The 20926-nt window shown below is 49.4% G+C and carries 19 protein-coding genes; 16 read left to right on the top strand and 3 right to left on the bottom strand.

All coding sequences use genetic code 11. The features are described from left to right. The first annotated feature begins 1 nt into the window (after position 1). The 16 genes from murD (at position 2) to CFX1CAM_RS11420 (ending at position 17455) form a co-directional block, all read left to right on the top strand. Complete coding sequence (gene murD, locus CFX1CAM_RS08590; protein ID WP_087862626.1) at positions 2-1393, top strand: UDP-N-acetylmuramoyl-L-alanine--D-glutamate ligase; 1392 nt, start codon at positions 2-4, stop codon at positions 1391-1393. Next, positions 1372-2598: an FtsW/RodA/SpoVE family cell cycle protein gene (locus tag CFX1CAM_RS08595; RefSeq protein WP_087863265.1), complete on the top strand. Its 1227-nt coding sequence runs from the start codon at positions 1372-1374 to the stop codon at positions 2596-2598. The genes murD and CFX1CAM_RS08595 overlap by 22 nt, the downstream gene beginning before the upstream one ends. Beyond that, complete coding sequence (locus CFX1CAM_RS08600) at positions 2573-3637, top strand: UDP-N-acetylglucosamine--N-acetylmuramyl-(pentapeptide) pyrophosphoryl-undecaprenol N-acetylglucosamine transferase (RefSeq protein ID WP_157891807.1); 1065 nt, start codon at positions 2573-2575, stop codon at positions 3635-3637. The genes CFX1CAM_RS08595 and CFX1CAM_RS08600 overlap by 26 nt, the downstream gene beginning before the upstream one ends. Further along, positions 3634-4161, top strand: coding sequence for a CvpA family protein (locus CFX1CAM_RS08605; RefSeq protein ID WP_087862628.1), 528 nt, complete (start codon positions 3634-3636; stop codon positions 4159-4161). Before CFX1CAM_RS08600 ends, CFX1CAM_RS08605 begins: the two co-directional genes overlap by 4 nt. Beyond that, on the top strand, positions 4161-5564 hold the full coding sequence (gene murC, locus CFX1CAM_RS08610; RefSeq protein ID WP_157891808.1) for a UDP-N-acetylmuramate--L-alanine ligase: 1404 nt from the start codon (positions 4161-4163) through the stop codon (positions 5562-5564). The genes CFX1CAM_RS08605 and murC overlap by 1 nt, the downstream gene beginning before the upstream one ends. Beyond that, the gene (gene murB / locus CFX1CAM_RS08615) at positions 5561-6481 is read left to right on the top strand and encodes a UDP-N-acetylmuramate dehydrogenase (protein WP_087862630.1); all 921 of its coding nucleotides are present in this window, start codon (positions 5561-5563) and stop codon (positions 6479-6481) included. Before murC ends, murB begins: the two co-directional genes overlap by 4 nt. Beyond that, the gene (locus CFX1CAM_RS08620; RefSeq protein WP_087862631.1) at positions 6481-7584 is read left to right on the top strand and encodes a D-alanine--D-alanine ligase family protein; all 1104 of its coding nucleotides are present in this window, start codon (positions 6481-6483) and stop codon (positions 7582-7584) included. The genes murB and CFX1CAM_RS08620 overlap by 1 nt, the downstream gene beginning before the upstream one ends. Before the next feature lies 1 nt (position 7585). After that, complete coding sequence (locus CFX1CAM_RS08625; protein ID WP_087862632.1) at positions 7586-8590, top strand: cell division protein FtsQ/DivIB; 1005 nt, start codon at positions 7586-7588, stop codon at positions 8588-8590. Positions 8591-8592: 2 nt separating this feature from the next. Beyond that, positions 8593-9822 carry a cell division protein FtsA gene (gene ftsA, locus CFX1CAM_RS08630; RefSeq protein ID WP_087862633.1) on the top strand — a complete coding sequence of 410 codons (1230 nt, stop codon included), beginning with the start codon at positions 8593-8595 and terminating at the stop codon, positions 9820-9822. A 44-nt stretch (positions 9823-9866) separates the two neighbouring features. Further along, positions 9867-11024 (top strand): cell division protein FtsZ, encoded by a 1158-nt coding sequence (gene ftsZ / locus CFX1CAM_RS08635; RefSeq protein WP_087862634.1) that lies wholly within the window; start codon positions 9867-9869, stop codon positions 11022-11024. Positions 11025-11527: 503 nt separating this feature from the next. Further along, positions 11528-11977 (top strand): transcriptional regulator NrdR, encoded by a 450-nt coding sequence (gene nrdR / locus CFX1CAM_RS08640; protein WP_087862635.1) that lies wholly within the window; start codon positions 11528-11530, stop codon positions 11975-11977. A 36-nt stretch (positions 11978-12013) separates the two neighbouring features. Further along, on the top strand, positions 12014-14584 hold the full coding sequence (locus CFX1CAM_RS08645) for an adenosylcobalamin-dependent ribonucleoside-diphosphate reductase (protein WP_087862636.1): 2571 nt from the start codon (positions 12014-12016) through the stop codon (positions 14582-14584). A 169-nt stretch (positions 14585-14753) separates the two neighbouring features. Then, a complete protein-coding gene (locus tag CFX1CAM_RS08650) occupies positions 14754-15578 on the top strand; it encodes an alpha/beta fold hydrolase (RefSeq protein WP_087862637.1) in 825 nt (274 codons plus the stop codon). 40 nt (positions 15579-15618) lie between these two features. Further along, the gene (locus CFX1CAM_RS08655; RefSeq protein WP_087862638.1) at positions 15619-16254 is read left to right on the top strand and encodes a deoxynucleoside kinase; all 636 of its coding nucleotides are present in this window, start codon (positions 15619-15621) and stop codon (positions 16252-16254) included. Between the two features lie 208 nt (positions 16255-16462). Further along, positions 16463-17314 (top strand): toast rack family protein, encoded by an 852-nt coding sequence (locus tag CFX1CAM_RS08660; protein ID WP_087862639.1) that lies wholly within the window; start codon positions 16463-16465, stop codon positions 17312-17314. Then, positions 17315-17455, top strand: a complete 141-nt coding sequence (locus CFX1CAM_RS11420; protein WP_157891809.1) for a hypothetical protein — start codon at positions 17315-17317, stop codon at positions 17453-17455. Positions 17456-17586: 131 nt separating this feature from the next. Here CFX1CAM_RS11420 and nadD read toward each other — a convergent pair whose 3' ends face one another. The 3 genes from nadD to CFX1CAM_RS08675 form a co-directional block, all read right to left on the bottom strand. Then, the gene (nadD, locus tag CFX1CAM_RS08665; RefSeq protein WP_087862640.1) at positions 17587-18204 is read right to left on the bottom strand and encodes a nicotinate-nucleotide adenylyltransferase; all 618 of its coding nucleotides are present in this window, start codon (positions 18202-18204) and stop codon (positions 17587-17589) included. Between the two features lie 3 nt (positions 18205-18207). Next, on the bottom strand, positions 18208-19467 hold the full coding sequence (gene obgE, locus CFX1CAM_RS08670; protein WP_087862641.1) for a GTPase ObgE: 1260 nt from the start codon (positions 19465-19467) through the stop codon (positions 18208-18210). Positions 19468-19586: 119 nt separating this feature from the next. Further along, entirely contained in the window at positions 19587-20903 is a 1317-nt protein-coding gene (locus tag CFX1CAM_RS08675; RefSeq protein ID WP_087862642.1) for a cyclic 2,3-diphosphoglycerate synthase, read from the bottom strand. Positions 20904-20926 lie beyond the last annotated feature (23 nt).

The following is a 20926-nucleotide window of genomic DNA, read 5'->3' on the forward strand; positions in this document are numbered from 1 at the left end:
CATGCGTCAATGGGACGGAATGCAGGTTGTGATGATCGGAGCTGCCCGCCAGGGCATCGCCCTCTCGCGCTATCTTGCAAAAAAAGGCGCCAGGGTGATCCTGAACGACCAGCGTTCTGCTGAGGCTCTGAAAAACGTGCGCGAGTCTTTGCCCTCGGAAAATATCACCTGGGTCACAGGTGGACATCCCCTTGAAATCCTCACCGGGGCAGACCTTGTGTGTGTTTCAGGCGGTGTTCCCCTCAACCTGCCAATCGTTTTAGAGGCTGCCCGCCGGAAAATTCCCATTTCCAATGATTCACAAATTTTCCTCGAAGAAACGCCGTGCCCCGTGATTGGAATCACGGGTTCTTCCGGAAAAACCACGACAACAGCCCTGGTTGGATTGATCGCTGAAAAGCATTTTTCCCTCAAAAAACCGGGTAGAAAAGCGTGGATGGGCGGCAATATTGGCAATCCGCTGATCCAATACCTCGACCAAATGCATCCCGAAGACCTTGCAGTGATGGAGTTATCCAGCTTCCAACTGGAAATCATGACTCGCTCTCCTCAGATAGCAGCAATTTTAAACCTCACCCCCAATCACTTGGATCGGCACGAAACCATGGCGGAGTATATTTCTGCAAAATCCCACATCCTGACCCATCAAACCGCCCAGGACATCGCCGTGTTGAACCGAGATGACCCACACACCCGCAGACTCTACTCTGAGGTCAGGGGAAGATTGATCACCTTTGGCTTCCATCCGCCCCACGACAATCAGGATAGCACCTACCTCAAACGTGGAAAGCTCTATCTGCAGGCGAGTGGGCAGGTTGCAAAAATCGTCGAGGTCGACCGGGTCAATTTACGCGGGAGCCACAACCTGGCGAATGTGTTGGCTGCCATCGCCATCTCAGCCGCGGCCGCGTTCTCGCTACAGGCGATATATGCTGGCATTGTCGAGTTTACAGGGGTCCCCCACCGGCTGGAATACGTCCGTGATTGGAACGGCGCTGCCTGGTACAACGATTCTATCGCAACCTCGCCCGAAAGAGCCATCGCTGCACTGCAATCCTTTGACGAACCGATTATCTTGCTGGCAGGCGGCAGGGATAAAAACTTGCCCTGGAAGGATTTGGCTGAATGGATTTACAAGAAAGTGGATCACCTGGTCTTATTTGGCGAAGCAGCGACCTTGATCAAAGACGCCGTGAATGAAACAACACCTGGAACGCAGCCTTTTACCGTTGACCTCTGCCAGGGATTAAAAGATGCTGTCATCAAAGCTTCTGAATACGCATCGCCGGGTGATGTTGTCTTGCTCTCACCGGGTGGCACCAGCTATGATGAGTTTGTTGATTTTGAAGAACGTGGAAAGCGATTTATACAATGGGTGAAGGAACTTTCGTAACTAAAGCGGATAAACCTGGCAAGTTTCAGTCCATCAAACTGCCCTTTGATGTGCCAATGCTTTTAATCGTGATCGTCCTGGTTGTTTTTGGCTTATTAATGGTTTATTCTGCAAGTTGGGACTTTTCAATTCAAATGGGCAAGGGACCCACCTATATCTTTGGTAGGCAGGTTGTGTGGGTATTGTTGGGGTCTGTGACGGCAATCATAGCCAGTTTTTTCGATTACCATCGCTATCGAAAGCTCCTTGTGCCGACGGGTGTCATCACCTTGATCGCTTTACTGGCAGTATTGATTGTCAACGAAAAAGGAAGCCCAGACTACACGCGCATGTTAATCGGGTCTTCAATCCAACCCTCAGAGCTGGCTAAAGCGGTCATTATCATTTACCTGTCTTTTTGGCTCTATCGCCGCAAGGATTCCCTCAACGACGTTCAGGCAGCGTTGATCCCTATGGGAATCATCCTCGGTGTCACTGCCACCTTGATCATGCTACAACCCGACCTCTCGGCTGCCGTTACCGTTTTGATTCTCGGCATCATGCTCCTTTTCCTGGCAGGTTGTGATTGGAAAATCATCCTGATTATCTTGATCATTGCGCTGATTGGTGGTTTACCGGTCATGTTTCTCTATTCAACCGGTCGAAATCGTATGAGTTCATACCTTACGGGACTCAGCAACCCTCTCGAGAGCAGTTATCACATCCAGCGCAGCCTTGAAGCCGTGATTAAAGGCGGATGGTTAGGTGTAGGTCTTGGCAATGCAGAAACAAAATTCACAGGGTTACCGCTTGCGGCAACCGACAGCATCTTTTCAGTTGTCGCTGAAGAAACTGGCATCCTGGGTGGCTTATTTCTGGTAACCATGTTTGTCTTGTTAATCTGGCGCGGTCTGGTGATCGCAAAGAATGCGCCTGACCAACTGGGCTCCCTGTTGGCCTTCGGTTTGACAGCCTGGATTGGACTGGAAGCATTGCTCAACATGGCAGTACTGGTGGGTCTGGTCCCTTTCACCGGTAACGCCTTGCCGTTGATCAGCGCGGGTGGCTCCAGCCTTGTTGTCACCCTCACGTCAATTGGCATCATTTTGAATGTTTCGAAAGCGACCTTTGAACAAAAAACATCCGAAAGGAGTCCACGCAGTGCGGTTGTTGATTTGCGCAGGCGGGACGGGCGGGGGAGTGTACCCCGCCATAACCGTCCTTAAAGCCCTCGAGCTTGAAAAGAACCAGGTCCTCTGGGTGGGTGGACATGGCGGCATGGAGGAGGCATTGGTGACCAGGAATGAGGTCCCCTACACCTCAATTTCAGCCGCAGGCGTGCACGGCGTTGGACTTGCCAGGCTTCCGATTAATATTTGGAAGCTGATCAAGGGTTTTTTCGCATCGCGCAAAATCCTCAAACAATTTAAACCGGACTTACTCTTCTTTACGGGTGGTTATATCGCATTCCCCATGGCAGTGGCAGCCATTGGAAGACCTTCGTTATTGTTCGTCCCCGATATCGAACCGGGTTTAGCCCTCAAAGTCCTGGCACGCTTCGCCAGCCGCATCGCCCTGATAACAGATGCCTCATCTCAATACTTTTCAAACCCATCGAAACTCACCGTCACGGGTTACCCGGTTCGCCAGGAATTAAAAGATTGGAATCGAGCAAAAGCCCTGGATAAGTTCGGCTTTGACCCCAATTTGCCAACGCTGACAGTAACGGGCGGAAGTAGAGGTGCTCGTTCAATTAATACGGCTATTATGAACATCCTCCCCAGGCTGCTTGAAAAAATGCAGGTCATCCATCTCGTCGGTCACCTGGATTGGGAGGTGATTGATTCGCAGTCCCGCAACCTGACAAACAGCCAGGCAAAACGCTACCGGGCTTTTCCTTACCTCCATGAAATGGGCGCAGCCTTGGCAGCCGCCAACCTGATCCTTTCCAGGGCGGGTGCTTCTGTGCTCGGAGATTATCCCTTGTTCGGCTTGCCGGCAATCCTCGTCCCTTATCCTTATGCCTGGCGTTATCAACAAATAAATGCCAATTATCTGGCTGAGCGTGGTGCTGCTGTCATCGTGCGTGATGAAGACCTTGAACGTGACCTGTTTAATCAAATTGTCGAATTGATTTCCGACTCGTCGAAACTCTCCGACATGAGCCGTTCAATGTCGGCTTTAGCTACGCCGAATTCCGCTGCAAAAATCGCTGCATTAATGCAAGAAATGATCGGAACTAACAACGGAGGTTCACTACGATGATCAGCCTTTCCGTTCTGTTTTGGATCTACGTGATCATGTTTGCCCTGATCGGTGCTATGCGTGGCTGGGCTAAAGAGGTCCTGGTGACGTCTGGCGTAATCGTAGCCCTGTTCCTGGTTACAATTTTGGAAACCTTCGTTCCAATTCTGAAAAGCATGACCACCGAATCGAAGTTTTGGGTCCGTTTGGTCACTTTAATTCTGATGGTCTTTTTCGGGTATCAATCACCGAAATTCCCACGCAATATAAACTCCGGAAAATTCGTCCGGGATCGGTTTGAGGACACTCTATTGGGCTCCGTGGTTGGCGCGTTCAACGGGTATATGATCTTTGGCACCGCCTGGTTTTACTTGATGGAGGCTGGATATCCTTTTGCTTGGATCACTCCACCGGATACGATCACCGAGGCCGGTCAGAGTGCTGTCCGATTGATCGAATTTTTACCTCCGCAATGGCTGAATGTGCCCCTGATCTACATTGCGGTTGCGGTTGCTTTTGTGCTTGTATTGGTGGTGTTTATCTGATGAAACACGTTCACTTTATCGGCATTGGAGGAGCAGGACTCTCGGCGATCGCCCTGATCCTGCTGGAAAAGGGCTTCGCGGTCAGCGGTTCTGACCGCGAGTGCACTTCAATGCTGAGTGCCATCACAGATGCAGGTGCCCGGGTTTTTCTCGGGCATGCGCCTCAGCACATCGAGGGCGCTGACCTCGTGATTCGATCATCAGCGATCCCCGATGAAAACCCGGAGGTGGTTGCTGCCCTCGCCAAGGGCATTCCTGTCATCAAGCGTCAGGAATATCTTGCAGAGTTGACCGCTGGCAAGCTGACGCTGGCCGTCGCAGGAACCCATGGCAAAACGACCACCACCGCATTGCTGGTCTGGATCCTTCATCAAATGGGGCTGGATCCCAGCTATATCTCAGGTGGAATGATCAACCAGCTTGGATCCAATGCCCACGCAGGAACTGGATCTCATTTTGTAATCGAAGCCGACGAATATGATCATATGTTTCTTGGTCTTGCACCTCAAATTGCTGTGATTACCAACATCGAGCACGAGCATGCTGATTTTTTCGCCACAGCAGCCGAATATCAGGACGCGTTCAAAGCCTTCACCCGCTGCGTTCTACCAGGCGGCAAGATCATCCTGTGTAGCGAAGATCCGGGCGTCAGGTCTCTTTTGTCAGATATGCCCAGGCTGGACGCTGAAATTTGGACATATGGCACGAATTCCGAGGCTCATTATTTTGCCGATAATATCGCCTTTATTAACGGATATCCTCAGTTTGAATTAATGTTCCGCGATCACATGGGTGATAAAACCAACCTCGGCACCTTCAATCTGCTTCTACCCGGGCGTCACAATGTCCTTAATGCAACCGCAGCCCTGGCTGTTCTGCACCAAGCAGGCGTATCTCTCAACGCAGCGAAACAGGCGATCCGGGAGTTCACAGGTGCAGGGCGAAGATTCGAGGTCATCGGTCAGGCAGATGGCGTCACCATCATCAACGACTATGGACATCATCCCACTGAAATTGCCGCTACGCTTGAAGCAACCCATTCTCGTTACCCAGAACATCGCATCTGGGCTGTCTGGCAGCCTCATACCTTCAGCAGGACACAAGCTTTGGCGGATCGCTTTGTCGACGCGCTCAACCTGGCTGATAAGGTGCTCATCTTGAAAATCTTTGCCGCCAGGGAAGCTGACCCCGGCATATCAGCAGAAGATCTCTGTCCGGCTTTCCCGGCGAATAAAGCCACCTACGCCTCAACCTTTGACCTTGCTGCTGAGAATTTGACCCGAAACCTGGCGCACGGCGATGTTGTGATCGTCTTTTCTGCTGGTGATGCCATTCAGCTCAGCCAACAGTTATTGAAGAATCTACAACAACAGGAAATCATTCGTCAGGAAATGAACCGATGAAACCACATCAATTGGATGAACTGAGAGCGGCTTTCGGAGCCAGGCTGCACGAAAATATCAGCATGGCCAATTACACCACGGCCAGGGTTGGCGGTTCTGCCGTCGCACTCATCCCCACCCACACGCAAGAAGAACTGTCCGAATGTGCGCAAATGCTTTGGAACCTGTCAATGCCCTTCATCATTCTGGGGAGTGGATCGAATATCCTTGTTAGCGACAAGGGTTTAGACGTCATTGTCGTTCACAATCGTGCACACAATGTGAGGATTAAAACCAACTCCGACTCACCCTATATCGAAGCAGAATCGGGTGCAATCCTCGGGACCGTTGCCAGGCAATCCGCTTTACGGGGGATCAGCGGGATGGAATGGTCTGCACCGATCCCGGGAACGGTGGGCGGTGCAGTCTATGGCAATGCCGGCGCCTATGGTAATAGCATTCAAAGCTGTTTGAAAATGGCAAAGATCTTGCACAAAACTGAGGGCGTAAGCGATTGGCCTGTTGAAAAGCTGAACTACCAGTACCGCAGCAGCGTGTTTAAGCGCGAAAAGATTCCCGCGGTGATCCTCTCAGCCACGTTTAATGCTGTCCAAACAAGCCGTGAGGAAGCCTGGGAAAAGATCGATGCTTATCAGGTCCATCGGAAAGAAACTCAACCACCTGGTGCATCAATGGGTTCCACGTTTAAAAACCCGCCCGGTGAATCCGCTGGAAGACTTATTGAGGCGGCTGGGTTAAAAGGTCATCGCATTGGTCGGGCGATCATCAGCCCCATCCATGCTAATTTTATTGTTAACTTGGAAGGTGCAACCGCTCAGGAGATCTACCAGTTAATGAAGCTCGCACAAGAAACGGTTGCAGATAAATTCGGGGTTGTTTTAGAGCCCGAAATCGAATTTTTAGGTGATTTTAGTTAATGAGTCAAAAGTTGAAACTCGGCATTATCTACGGTGGGCGATCCGGGGAACATGAGGTTTCCCTGATGTCCGCGCGTTCAGTGCTTTCGGTGATTGACACCGCAAAATATGATGTGATCGAAATCGGCATTTCCCGCCAGGGAAAGTGGTTTGTCGGAGATGACCTGTGGTTCAAGTTAAAAGATGAGGATTTATCGAACCTGACGCCAGCTTATTTCCTGCCCATTCCGCAAAATCCCGGTATCTACACCGTCCGGAATGGCGAGATGTCACTGCTCTCACCCCTCGATATCGTCTTTCCGGTAATGCATGGGTCATTCAGTGAAGATGGTGCCCTGCAGGGCTTGTTTGAGCTGGCGGATATTGCCTATGTTGGCGCTGGTGTTTTGGGGTCAGCGGTGTGCTTAGATAAAGGCCTGTTCAAAAATGTCATGTTAGCCAACCACATACCGATCCTGCCCTTTCATGTCTTCAATCGTATGGAGCTTGAAAAAGACATCACCGCTTGCCTGCAAACCGCGGAAGCCATTGCTGATTATCCCCTGTACACCAAACCCGCTAACCTGGGTTCTTCTGTTGGCATCAGCAAATGCAAGGATCGCACTGACCTGCTGAAGGGTTTGATGGAAGCCAGCCGTTACGATCGGCGTATCTTGGTGGAGAAAGGACTTCAAAACCCACGAGAGATCGAAGTGAGCGTCCTCGGTAATGAGAATCCATCAGCATCCGTACCTGGCGAAGTCATCCCCAAGGATATTTTTTACACCTATGCTGAAAAATACATCAACGATACCGCAGAACTGGTGACAAAAACCGACTTGTCGCCTGAAATGGTGGCGACAATCCAGGGGTTGGCTGTCAAAGCTTACACCGCAACCGATTGTGCAGGCATGGCCAGGGTCGACTTTTTGATTGATCGGGAAACCATGCAGGTATACCTGAGCGAGATTAACACCATTCCTGGATTTACAAAGATCAGTATGTTTCCCAAACTTTGGGAGGCATCCGGTTTATCCTACCCGGCGCTGATCGAAACGCTGATCGAATTAGCGCTTGAAAGAAAAGTTCAACGAGACAGAACAGAAAGGGAGTTCAGGAGGTAATATGGCTAACCGTCGCCAGGCCGAAATGAGCCGGGCAGAGCAGGTCCGGGCTCGCCGGCAGAAAAGCCGCAAAGAAACGCCCAGGGTTCCCTTTGGGAGTAGTGTCACGCGCAGGCCGGCACCCAAAAATGTAACTGTCACGCACAGGAGCACCAGAACAGTTCCGGTGGTCACCCGCAAGAAACATACCACCACGATTCCTCTTAAAAGGAAGGGGGCAGAATTACAGATTCCGGCTTTGCCCAGGTTGCAATTCGGTTGGCGCCTTATTTCAGGAGGTATCTTTCTGCTTTCCCTGGTAGCCGTGATCAGTTTTTCAAGCTTGAATACCTTTCAAGTAACCGCTGTCAACCTCAAAGGTGCTCAACGCCTGAGTGCCGAGGTCATTCTTTCCCAATTAGACCTGGTTGGCAAGTCGATTATCACCCTTGAACCCGAAAGTATCAAAGACCGAGTTGAAGCCAATTTCCCGGCCATTCGCAGTGCACAGGTAACCGTCAACCTTCCTGCCAGGGTTACCATTCAGGTTGAAGAACGAGAGCCCATCATCCTCTGGGAACAGGAGGGTTCATCAATGTGGATTGACGCGGAAGGCGTAGTCTTCCCCATTTTTGGCGAAGCAGAGATATTCCACAGGGTCATTGCTGTCGGAGATCCTCCCCCAGAGCCTGAAGTTTTTATTACGGATATTGACGCTGATACGGGCGAATTCAGCCAGCATTTTGAAAACAGAACACCCCGTACCACGGCAGAATTCGTTAAAACAATCATCTCCCTGTCAACAACGGTCCCTGAAGGCAGCCAACTCCAATATCATCCTCAATTCGGTCTGGGTTGGCACGATCCACAGGGTTGGATGGTTTATTTTGGCCAGGATACGACCAACATCGATTCAAAGCTTATGGAATATCAAAACATCTTATCAGTGCTGAATCAACAGGGAATCACCCCGGCTTTGATCAGTCTGGAATTCATTCATGCACCTTTTTACCGAATGGAGCAGTAATTATGGACGAGCCAATTATTGTCGGAATAGACATCGGAACAAGTAAGATCTGTACCCTGGTTGCCAGGGTGGAAAATGGCAGTGATCTTCGCATCCTCGGCGTGGGCATTGAGCCTTCTCAGGGGCTTCGTAAAGGCGTTGTCGTCGATTTGCAGGCGGCATCACTTGCGGTATCTCGCTCGGTTGAAAAAGCGGAACGCACCTCGGGTTTCGAGATTAATGCCGCCCTTGTCAGCCTGGCTGGATCCCATGTATCTTCGATCAACAGTCGCGGCGTTGTTGGCATCTCCGGTGGGGTCGTTGATCGTGAAGATATTGAGCGCGCACTGGATGCAGCCCAGGCAGTGGCTATTCCTCACAACCGAGAAATCGTCCATGTCATTCAACGCAGTTTCATCATTGACGGCCAGGACGGAATTCGCACCCCAATTGGTATGCACGGTTACCGCCTGGAAGTTGAGGCACACATTATTACCGCATCTTCTTCTACCATGGAAAATCTGCGCCAATGTGTTGCCGCTTCGGGGATAGAAATTTCTCAGTTCGTTCTCAACCCCCTTGCCTCTGGCGAGATTGTCCTTACAGAAAACGAACGCCAAATGGGGGTCGCGGTGATCGACATCGGTGGAGGAACAACAGACATGGCTATTTACATCGATGGTGATGTCTGGCACACCATGGTCCTGGCTGTTGGAGGAGACCACGTCACCTCAGACATTGGCTATATTTTACGACTGCCAATTACCCAGGCAGAGGAAATTAAACTGAAATTCGGTCATGCCCAAAAAGACGCCATCAACCCCGAAGAGCAGTTCACCATCCGCAGTTTCGGTGGTGATGCACCTGACCGAATCAATCGGGTGGATCTGGCAGAGATCATACAGGCTCGCATGGAAGAAATCTACCACCTGGTATTACAGGAGATACGGCGATCAGGTTATGACGGACTTCTGCCGGCAGGCGTGGTGCTGACCGGCGGTGCAAGCCTTCTCCCTGGAGCTCGACAGCTTGCCTCCCAGGTCATGGGGTTGCCCGCCCGCATTGCCCAACCTCAAAACCTGGTGGGGCTTGTAGACCAAATTAATTCACCGGCTTTTTCAACCAGTGTTGGTCTCTTAGAGTGGGCCTTGCTCATTGCTGAATCAAGTCAGTATAGCGACCGCAGACGACCGAAGCAGACCGGCGAGTGGTCCATAAAAATTAAGGATCTCCTCAGGCGCCTATTGCCCTGAGTTCATTCAGTAATTAGATTAGTTAGAAAAAACAAGAGGAGTTAATCATGGATAAAAGTTTTCAACCCGAATCATATGCACGAATAAAAGTTGTTGGCATCGGTGGAGGCGGTTGCAATGCTGTCAACCGAATGATCGATGAAGGCCTAACCGGCATCGAATTTATCGCAGTCAACACGGATGCACAAGCCCTGGCGTTCTCAAAAGCCAAAGCGCGTGTGCGAATTGGCGAAAAATCTACCCGAGGACTCGGCGCTGGTGGAGATCCCCGCATCGGTCGGATAGCAGCAGAAGAGACCGCTGAGGAACTGTATGAAGTCCTTAAAGGCAGTGATATGGTCTTCGTGACAGCAGGCCTTGGCGGCGGAACTGGCACAGGCGCTGCACCGGTGGTCGCCCAAATTGCTAAGGAAATCGGCGCGTTGACCATTGGTGTGGTCACACGCCCCTTTACCTTCGAGGGCACACATCGATTAAAAGCGGCAGAAGAAGGTGTTTTAACGCTCAAAGAACATGCCGACACCCTGATCATCATCCCCAATGATCGGTTATTGCAAATTGTTGATAAACGCGCCAGCCTTCAGGAAGCTTTTAAAGTTGCTGATGACGTCCTGCGCCAGGGCATCCAGGGCATTTCTGAGCTGATCACCATTCGCGGCTTGATCAATCTCGACTTCGCTGATGTTCGCACCATCATGTCGGAAGGCGGCGCAGCCCTCATGGCTGTCGGGGAAGCCAGCGGTGAAGATCGAGCAGTTAAAGCCGCCGAGATCGCCATCTCCAATCAATTACTGGATGTCACTATCGATGGCGCACGCGGGATCCTCTTTAATGTAACTGGCGGTGATAGCCTTAAGCTCTCCGAAGTTAACCAGGCAGCAGCCCTGATTAAAGAAACTGCCCATCCTGATGTTAACCTCATTTTCGGTGCTGTAATTGACGAAAGCTTGGGAGAGAACTTGCGAATCACTCTGATTGCCACCGGGTTTGAGGGTCAAAGCTTAAACAACGTGTTGAGTAAAACCGAAAACAAAGGAAGCTATGTCCCAAGGCAACGTCCCTTACCCAGCATGCTTGAACAAGAAGCTGAAAAGTCCGGCGAAGCATCGCTGAAGGGAGCTGAAACTTATGAGTTTCCAACGCGGATTAACACGGAAGACCTGGATTTACCGCCTTTCTTCCGGAACCGAAATCCCAGATAATCGGTGCTGATGAGACTGACGAGGGCGCACCCAAGTTGCGTTCCTCATAAATTTACATAATTTCCGGTTGGAGCTGCATTCGAAAAGCTTGCAGACTATCGGAACGCCTATCAACCAGCCAAAATTCAGGAAACAATTACTCCTCTCCCCTGAATTCATGGTTTCAATGGAAAACGCAGGCTGATCCACCTGCGTTTTCCTGTTAACCTACGACGACCTGGAACCACTTCGCCAACTGCAAGAACACGCCCGCCTCGTTTGGCGTCAGGTTCAGAGAAATGTACTTAACCCATTTCCTGGATTTTAGAAGGCTTGTATCTGAAGGTTAAAAAATGCAATGACAGGCGATATTTTAAGGTTTATACACGAAGATTCCCTTACTAAAACCAAAACATATGCTACAATAAAAATTCTCCCAAATAGGTGGGGGTTATGAGCAACCTCACCCCCACCTGTGGGGGGTTGAATATTAACAGCAATATATTTTAAAAAAGCGAGTCGTAATGCAATGTCCATTTTGCCTGTCGCAAGATTCTAAAGTTATCGATACCACAAAAATCGCTTCCAGGGGGATCAGACGCAGAAGAGAGTGTCTCCAATGTGGTGAAAGATACACCACCCTGGAGCGTCCCATCCTTGGAACGCCTTTGTTGGTAAAAAAAGACGGCACGCGCGAATCTTTTAACCGTGATAAATTAAAAGAGGGCATCCTAATCGCCTGTGGCAAACGCCCCGTCTCCGCAGCAAAAATTGAACGGCTTACAGGGGAAATTGAAGCCAAGCTCCAACGCATGGGGAAATCTGAAGTCCAGTCTCGCGTGGTCGGCGATATGGTCATCCAGGGATTAAAGGAATTGGATTACATCGCTTATATTCGTTACGCCATCGTCTATTTACAACTGGATGACCTCGAAGATATTCGCTCTGAAATTGATCGCTTATTAACTGACTGAATTTTTCTATAAATATTACTTTTTAAGGAACAGGATATGACCGATAGCGAACAAATCCAATCGAATGAGCTTTTACCAACTCCTCCTCTGCCTGAAAACCTGCCCAGAGTAAACCTGAGTGAAAACGCCCATCAGGTGATCTCGCGTCGTTACCGACGAAAAGGGGAGAACGGTTCTCTGATTGAAACCGTCGAAGAAATGTTCTGGCGTGTTGCCTATCATGTGGCAAAGGTTGAAACTGTAAACCCAATCTCAGTCGATGCACGAGCCCAAGATTTTTATCATTTATTGGCTGAAAAAAAGTTCTTTCCTAATTCGCCTACCTTTACCGGAGCAGGCACCCCACTCGGGCAGTTGGCAGCGTGTTTTGTTCTGCCGATCTCCGATGACATGGGAAGGCAGGAAGACGGCATCTTTTCCACACTGCGAAATGCTGCCCTGATCCAACAAACCGGGGGCGGAAACGGGTTCAGCTTTTCCAGGCTACGGCCCTCTGGCGCACGCGTTAAATCCTCTGCTGGTATTGCCACGGGTCCGATTGGTTTTTTGCGAGTCTATGACCAGGCCTTCGATGAGGTTGCGCAGGGAGGCACCCGAAGGGGTGCAAACATGGGCACCTTACGTGTGGATCATCCTGATATCGAACAATTCGTCACCTGCAAAACGGATGAAAATGCGATTACTAACTTTAATATCTCCGTAGGCATCACCGATGCTTTTATGGAAGCGGTAAAAGCCGACCTCGATTGGGAATTACGCTTCCCAGACGAAACGGCCCCTGAATACAAGACCTTCAACGGCGACCTGGATGAAGCGATCGCCAACAACATCCCTATCAAGGTCCATAAGGTGGTCCGTGCCCGTGAGCTCTTTGATAAAATCGTCACACAAGCCCATCACAATGGAGAACCCGGGTTGCTGTTTATTGATGCCGCCAATCGAGATAACCCTGTTCCCCACCTTTACCCTCTGGAATCAACCAACCCCTGTGGTGAACAATGGCTGGGTCCCTTCGAGAATTGCTGCCTGGCTTCTATCAACCTGGCAGAACATCTGGTCCCCGAGCATACCATCGATTGGCGCGAGCTCCAAAAGACTGTAGAAACAGCCACGATCTTTTTGGATGATGTCATCGATGCCAACGCCTATGTCCCTGCTGTTCCCCAACTCAAAGAAGCAGCGCAGAACTCTCGACGAATCGGTCTGGGCATCATGGGCTTAGGTGACTTGCTATATCACGTTCAAATCCCATACGGGAGCAAGGAAGGACAGGAATTCTCAGCCCAGGTCATGGAGTTCATTCGCTATCACGCGATGCTGACCAGCATCAAATTAGCTGAAGAAAGAGGGAGTTTCCCAGCCATCAAGGGCAGCCTTTACGACCCTGAAAATATGCGCTGGACTCCCCCAAAACCGCTGTTTCCTTACAAAAACAATTATCATCGACCTGAAATTAACTGGGAAACTGTGGTCGAAGGCATTCGTAAGCACGGGATTCGCAACGCCGCCCAAACCACGATCGCCCCAACCGGCACGATTGCCACTGTTGCTGGCTGTGAAGGCTATGGCTGCGAGCCCGTTTTTGCCCTGGCTTACGTCCGCCATGTCAATGACAACGGCAAGGATTTAAAACTCAATTACATCAGCCCAAATTTCTTGAAAGAACTGGACGCTTGCAATTTTGACGCTAAAACCCGGGCACAAATCCTCGAAAAAATCCTCGAAACAGGTTCCTGTCAGGATGTGGATGACCTGCCACCTCGCATCAGAAATGTGTTTGTCGTTTCCAGCGACATCACGGCTGAAGAACACGTCCGCATGCAAGCTTCCTTGCAGGCTTTTGTCGACAACAGTCTTAGCAAAACGATCAATTTTCCTTCAACTGCAACTACGGAGGATGTGGCTCAGGCTTATATGCTCGCCTGGGAATTAGGCTGCAAGGGCATCACCGTTTATGTCACGGGTTCAAGGGACCAGGTTGTCCTTGAGACCAAAAGCACAGCCAAATCAAAACAAACTGAGAGCAGTGCAACCTCCCGTCAATTACCCATCTGGCACGACCCGGTCAAACCTCGGCAACGCTCTTTGAAGGGTTACACAAATTCAATTGAAACGCCTTTGGGGAAGACCTATGTCACCATCAATGAAAATGGCGAAAATCAACCGTTCGAAGTATTTATCAACACGGCTAAAGCTGGCACAGAAACCGCTGCCCATTCTGAAGCTATCGGGCGCTTAATTTCATACATCCTGCGGCTCGCATCGCCAGTTGAACCCCGCAAACGGCTGAAGGCTGTGATAGAACAACTCTCTGGCATTGGTGGAAGTCGTTCCCTCGGATTTGGTGCAAACCGCATTCTTTCTTTACCCGATGGTATTGCCAAAGCGTTGGATTCATATCTATACAACCTAGACAAAGACATTGAAGAAAGCAACCAGCAAGATCAAATGCGTGATGCGCCTACCCTGCCATTATCCAATTTTGAACCCAATGAAGAGCATAAACCTCGACTGAAAAGGGGGCTATGTCCCGAATGCGGTCATGCTTCCCTGGTCAACGAGGAGGGCTGTCGGAAATGTTATAGTTGTGGGTATAGCGAATGCTGATCTTTCTGACAAAACGGGCACTTCCCGGACCAACATCTACCTTTGATGTTGTCTTACCTTGTCTTGGCGAGTTTACATTCGAAAGCCACATTAATTACCAGCACTTATTTAAAAAACCAAAAGATTATGTATAATTACGGAAATCATTATTTTTTGTCTGGAGGAAAACATGCGTAACGACTGGACGCAAGGAACAGTATCTGTTAATGATGGAATTGAGCTGTATTACACCCGAACAGGAAATGGCGACAAACCTGTTCTTGTCCTTGCCCATGGGTTGACGGGCAGCGGCTTGTGCTGGCACCAACTTGCCGCGGACCTTGAGCCGAATTACGACATCATCATGTTTGATGCCTATGGTCATGGAAAATCATCCCGTATCGATCCTAACAAGCGCTTTGACCTTGTCGCCGATCTGAATGATTTGATTGACGGATTGGCATTGAACCGTCCGGGCATCATCGGGCATTCCATGGGCGCAGCTACAGCGGCTGTTTTCGCTGCGCACTATCCTGAAAAACTTGCGTTGTTGATCCTTGAAGACCCCCCCTGGTTTGATTTACCGGTTGACGAACAAAAATCAACCAAAACCATGCAGGATTGGAAACAACAAAACCTGGCAGACAAAAAGAAGACCCTCAAAGAACTTCAAAAAAATAAAATTAAAGAATCACCCAACTGGGAAGAAGCCATTCTCCCGGAATGGGCGCAAGCCAAGCTTGACCTTGACCCTGCATTCTTCGATCAAGTTTCCTTTGACCCTACGGGCTGGCAGGACATTGCCAGCAAAATCACCGTTCCCACTCTGATTATCACCGGAGACAACGATCGGGGAGCTATTGTAACCCCCAAACTCGGGGTGAAAGCCATCCAAATTTTAGATAAGGGCGAATTTGGTCATATCAGCAGCGCCGGTCATTGCGTCAGGTTTGAACAATACAAACCTTATCTCACCATGGTGCAACTTTTCCTCAAGCAGAATATGCCCAAATAAGGGTTCAATAGCGCTTACAGTCAGGAGAATTCATAAAATAATGGCAAAACGCCTTGTACTGCTCGCCGGAAACATCGGCGCTGGAAAAACATCCCTCACCGAACGGATCGGAGAGAAATTAGGCTGGACAACTGCCTTTGAATCGGTAGTTGATAATCCCTATCTTCCTGATTTTTATCAAAATATGCAAGCCTGGTCCTTTCATTTGCAGATTTACTTTTTAGGGCATCGGGCTGACCAACACCTGTACCTATCAGAATTACCGCAATCCGCCATTCTTGATCGCAGCATTTACGAAGACGCTCATATCTTTGCGCGCGCCCTGCATCATATGGGCAATTTAAACGATCGTGATTACCAGGCTTATTTACGCCTTTTCAATCTGGTTGTTGAGCGTCTACCCAAGCCTGACCTGTTGATTTATCTTCAGGCACCGGTACCTGTGATCTTACAGCGCATCCGCCGGCGTGCCAGAAGCATTGAAGCCAGCATTGACGAATCCTACCTGTCACTTTTAGAGCGGTTTTACTCCGAATGGATTGAAAGATTCGAGTTGTGCCCGGTATTAACAATCCGCAGCGATGACCTCGATTTTGTCCACCGATCAGAGCATTTAGAAATCGTTGTGGAACGTATCAAGGATCTCCTGGCGGGTCGGGAAGAAATGGTTTTCTAAGTTAATTCTTTCCCTATAACCTGATAATCAATAGCCTTTAAACGCTCATAACGATATTTTTTATTTGTGTAGGAATATCAAACAATTCTTTCCCTTTGATTGATTCATGATGTCAGATAAGCCTTTCTGGTGTATAAACATCATATGATAGAAAAATAATCAGGATATTTTCAAAAAGGCAAACAACAAGAAGCAAGGATAGAAACCGATGAAGAAACAAATTTTTGCTGTAGTGATCACCCTCCTTCTGGCAACACTCGCATGCACACTTCAAAATATCCGCCTGGAGACAATTGACCCACAAATTGTGTTTATTTCGGAACCTGTACCGCAAAATGCCCGCGAGACTGAACTGATCTTTAAAATGTCCGGCGGGAAGTTTTTCATTACTCCCGATGCCAGTGAGCTGATAGAGGGTAGTATAAAATTCAATGTTGAAGCTTGGAAACCGGAAATTGTCCGCCGAGACAATTATGTTGAGATCAAACAGGTCAATCCTTTCAACATAAAAGGGTTTCCCCACAGTGATATCGAAAATACCTGGGAATTGAGGTTGACCGATGCGCTTCCACTCCGATTGTCCATTGAAGGAGGCGCCAGTCAAAATATTTTTGATCTGACAGGTTTGCAGCTTTCCAGATTAAATATCTCACAGGGCGCCAGTGATACCACCATTCGCTTTGATGCCCCAAATCCAATCCTCTTGCAGGAATTTAAATTCACTACCGGGGCGTCTTCTGCCGATCTCCACGGGCTTGGCTATGCGAATTTTCAGCAAATGACCTTTTCCTGCGGCGCAGGTGATTACACCCTCGACTTTTCAGGCGGACTCAATCAAGACGCCAGTGTGGATATCAAATCAGGCGTCAGCAACATCACCATTGTCATCCCAGCCGGGTTGAAAGCCGTTGTCCACAACCGGGGCACCGTCAGCAATGTCAACACTCGCGGTACCTGGCTGGTCTCCGATCAGACTTATTCAACCCTTGCTGAGGGTTATACCCTAACCATCAATCTTAATGTGTCCGTGGGTAACATCAACCTGAACTATGAAGAATAAATGCGTCAGGAAAAATGGATTGTTGATCTTCGAAGGACCAAAATGCTTAAAGTTGCGGGGATTTTTCGCAAATTAATGAACCAACAAGGGCAATTAAAAGGAAACTTACGCGAAGGTATTGACAAAATTGAAAAAATGTGATTTAATATAATTACTCACTGGCCGGGTGCCCCCCTCACCCGGTCAGTGAGCCTTTTTAACCCTTAAAACAACCGGCGTTTCAATTCACCTTCATCAACAATCCCTGTTAAAACCAGCTTCGGGTTGGCTGTTTAATCGGTTTCTCTCTGGTAAACTTGGTTTACACAGATGTATTCATAAATTTTCGGAAGCAGGTAATATCGAAAGTTACGGTTCTGTCGGACTCGCCGGCGAATCTGGTCTGCTGAGATTTCCAACAGGGGTGCAGTTACAAAATTTAGTTTCTCTTCAAGCTGAGGAAGAGCTGAATACAGCTTGCTCAAATCAATATCATCCCCGGGTCGTCGCATCACCCCGACCCCATCCAGGTTCTCCAGTAATGCATCAACCTCGTACCAGTTGGGCAGGTCGTGTAAAGAATCCCCGCCCAACAGGTAAATCAACACCTGGTCGGGGTATTCCTGTTTCAAAATTTTTACTGTGTCAACCGTATAATGGGGACCCGGACGGTCAATGTCCACATAAGAGAGCGAAAAAGCGTCGTCATCACCAATAGCCAGTTTGATCATGTCCAGCCGATGTGTCAGCGAAGAGATCTCTTGACCGCGTTTGTGGGGTGGATCTGGCGTAAGCACCCAAAGCGTTGTATCCAACGCTAACTGATCGCGTGCTTCGGCTGCCAAAATCAAATGACCGATATGCGGAGGGTCAAAAGTACCGCCAAAAATCCCCAAACGTTTTTTTGTCATCGATTAATCCTGCCACTCTAATTCAAAATCGCCGATATAGACCGTATCACCCTCCTCGATTCCGGCTTTGCGCAAGGCATCGTCAACACCGATGTTTTCTATCAGACGCTGAAAACGCCTGACTGATTCTCGGTGCTCCCAGTAGGTCATGGAAGCAGCTCGTTCAATCGCTTCGCCGCGAACAACCCAACCATCATCTGTCCTTTGAATGGTAAAGGCTTGCGGGTCCGCTTCAGCACGATAGACGGGCATTTCTTCAACCGGTTGCGGTTCTGGGGCTTCTTTAAGCAGCGTTGCAGCTCGCCATAATAATTTTTCAACATTTTCATGGGTCACAGCTGAAATTGGAATATTCTCAAATCCCAGTTTCTTTAGCGCAACGGCTATGTTTGGCCAGCGTTCCTGAACCTGGGGCAGGTCCATTTTATTAAAAGCCACGATTTGCGGTTTTTCAACGATTTTCTCGTCAAATAACGCCATCTCACTGTTAATTTGCGAAAAGTCAGACAGCGGATCTTCAGAAAGTCCGTCCAAAACATGGATCAAAACCCGGGTTCGCTGGATATGCCGTAAAAAGGAAGAACCCAGCCCGACTCCCTGGTGCGCGCCTTCGATCAACCCTGGGATATCCGCCAGAACCAGTGTTGTATCGAAATCCAGCCTGGCAACGCCCAAATTCGGGGTGAGTGTCGTAAACGGGTAGTCAGCAATTTTCGGCTTTGCATTCGAGACAACCGCCAGCAAGCTGGATTTACCCGCATTGGGCACACCAACAATGCCAATATCTGCAATCAGTTTCAATTCCAGTTTGAGGTTTTTTGCTTCTTCGGGTTCTCCGCGTTCCGCCATTTGGGGCATCTGGTTACGGCTGGTGGCAAAATGCTGGTTGCCGCGTCCTCCGCGACCGCCTTTAACGACCACCAGTGTTTGCTCCGGTTCAACCATATCGCCGATAAGATCGCCTGTATCTGCATTGTAGACCAGCGTGCCGGGGGGCACTTCAACGATCAGGTCTTTGGCCGATTTACCGGTCATATTGTTCGGTCCGCCAGGTCTGCCGTCAGCGGCAACGTACCTTGCACGATGATGAAAATCAAACAGGGTGTTCTTTTTCGGGTTAACCCGCAGGATCACATCACCGCCCCTGCCACCATCTCCCCCATCAGGGCCGCCGTGCGGGCGATATTTCTCCCGGTGGAAATGTACCATACCATCGCCACCCCGCCCTGATTGCACATAGATTTCTGCTTCATCAAAATACATGGTGTTCTTACTCGTTGTTCTCGCTGATTAATTCGTTGCCAATTTTAAATCTTACCGCATTAAGTGCAAAACGGGGTCCCCGTCATGGGACCCCGTATAAAATTTTAATAAATTTGAATTTACATAAACTTTTTCTTCAAAATAGATGTCAATGAAGGTTCACCAATCTCTTGCAATTCGTAGTGTACACGAACAATGGGTTTGTTGATCTTAATCACGCGGTTCAGGTCAATGGGTGTACCCGAGATCACCAGGTCAGCATCCGTTGCATTGATCGTTTCTTCCAGGTCTCGCACCATCTGACCGCCATAACCCATCGCGGGTAAAACCCTGCCGATTCCGGGGAATTTTTCAAAAGTCTCACGGATTGAACCGACCGCGTATGGGCGCGCATCCACGATCTCTCCTGCGCCAAAGCGCCGGGCAGTGATGTAACCCTCTCCATAAGGCATATCGCCGTGAGTATGCGTCGGTCCGTCCTCAACCACCAGCACGCGCTTACCGCGAATGGCTTCGGGATCTTTCACAAACATAGGAATGGCGCCTTCAACGATCACAGCGTCGGGGTTCAGCTTATTAAGGTTTTTTCTGACCGTGATCACATCCTCCAGATTGGCTGTGTCAACCTTGTTGATCACGAACACATCCGCCAGGCGTGCGTTGGTTTCGCTGGGATAATGAAGCAGTTCATGCCCGGCCCGATGCGGGTCCGCCACAACGATCAGCAAATCACTGACGTAGAAAGAGAAGTCATTGTTGCCACCGTCCCACACAATGATGTCGACTTCTTTTTCAGCTTCGCGTAAAATCGCTTCGTAATCGACACCGGCGAAAACAATCGTCCCGTTGTCAATATGGGGTTCGTACTCCTCACGCTCTTCAATGGTGCATTCATGCTTGTCCAGATCGCTGTAGTCAGCAAAACGCTGCACCCTTTGTTTAACAAGATCACCATAGGGCATGGGATGCCGAATGGCAGCGACTTTGAAACCCAGTTCTTGCAGGATCGTCGCCACGCGTCGACTCGTCTGGCTTTTTCCCGCGCCCGTCCTCACAGCGCACACAGAAACCACGGGCTTGGTGGATTTGATTTGTGTTTCCTTGGTACCCAATAAGCGAAAATCGGCGCCGGCTGCATTGACGATAGCCGCCTGGCTCATCACATGGGTATAGGTCACATCGCTGTATGCAAACACCACTTCATCGATGTTTTTTTCTTTGATCAAGGTTTCTATCTGTCCCTCTGCTAAGATCGGGATACCTTCAGGGTAAAGGTCTCCGGCTAATTCTGGCGGGTATTTGCGATCCTCAATGTTGGGAATTTGGGCGGCGGTAAAGGCAACGACTTCATATTGCTCATTTCCTCGGAAGTAGGTGTTGAAGTTGTGAAAGTCACGTCCTGCAGCACCCATGATAATGGTTCTAATTTTTTTCATGAAAATTTTCTCCTTTTTGAATT

This window comes from Brevefilum fermentans, from assembly GCF_900184705.1.
In the GTDB taxonomy this organism is placed as follows: domain Bacteria; phylum Chloroflexota; class Anaerolineae; order Anaerolineales; family Anaerolineaceae; genus Brevifilum; species Brevifilum fermentans.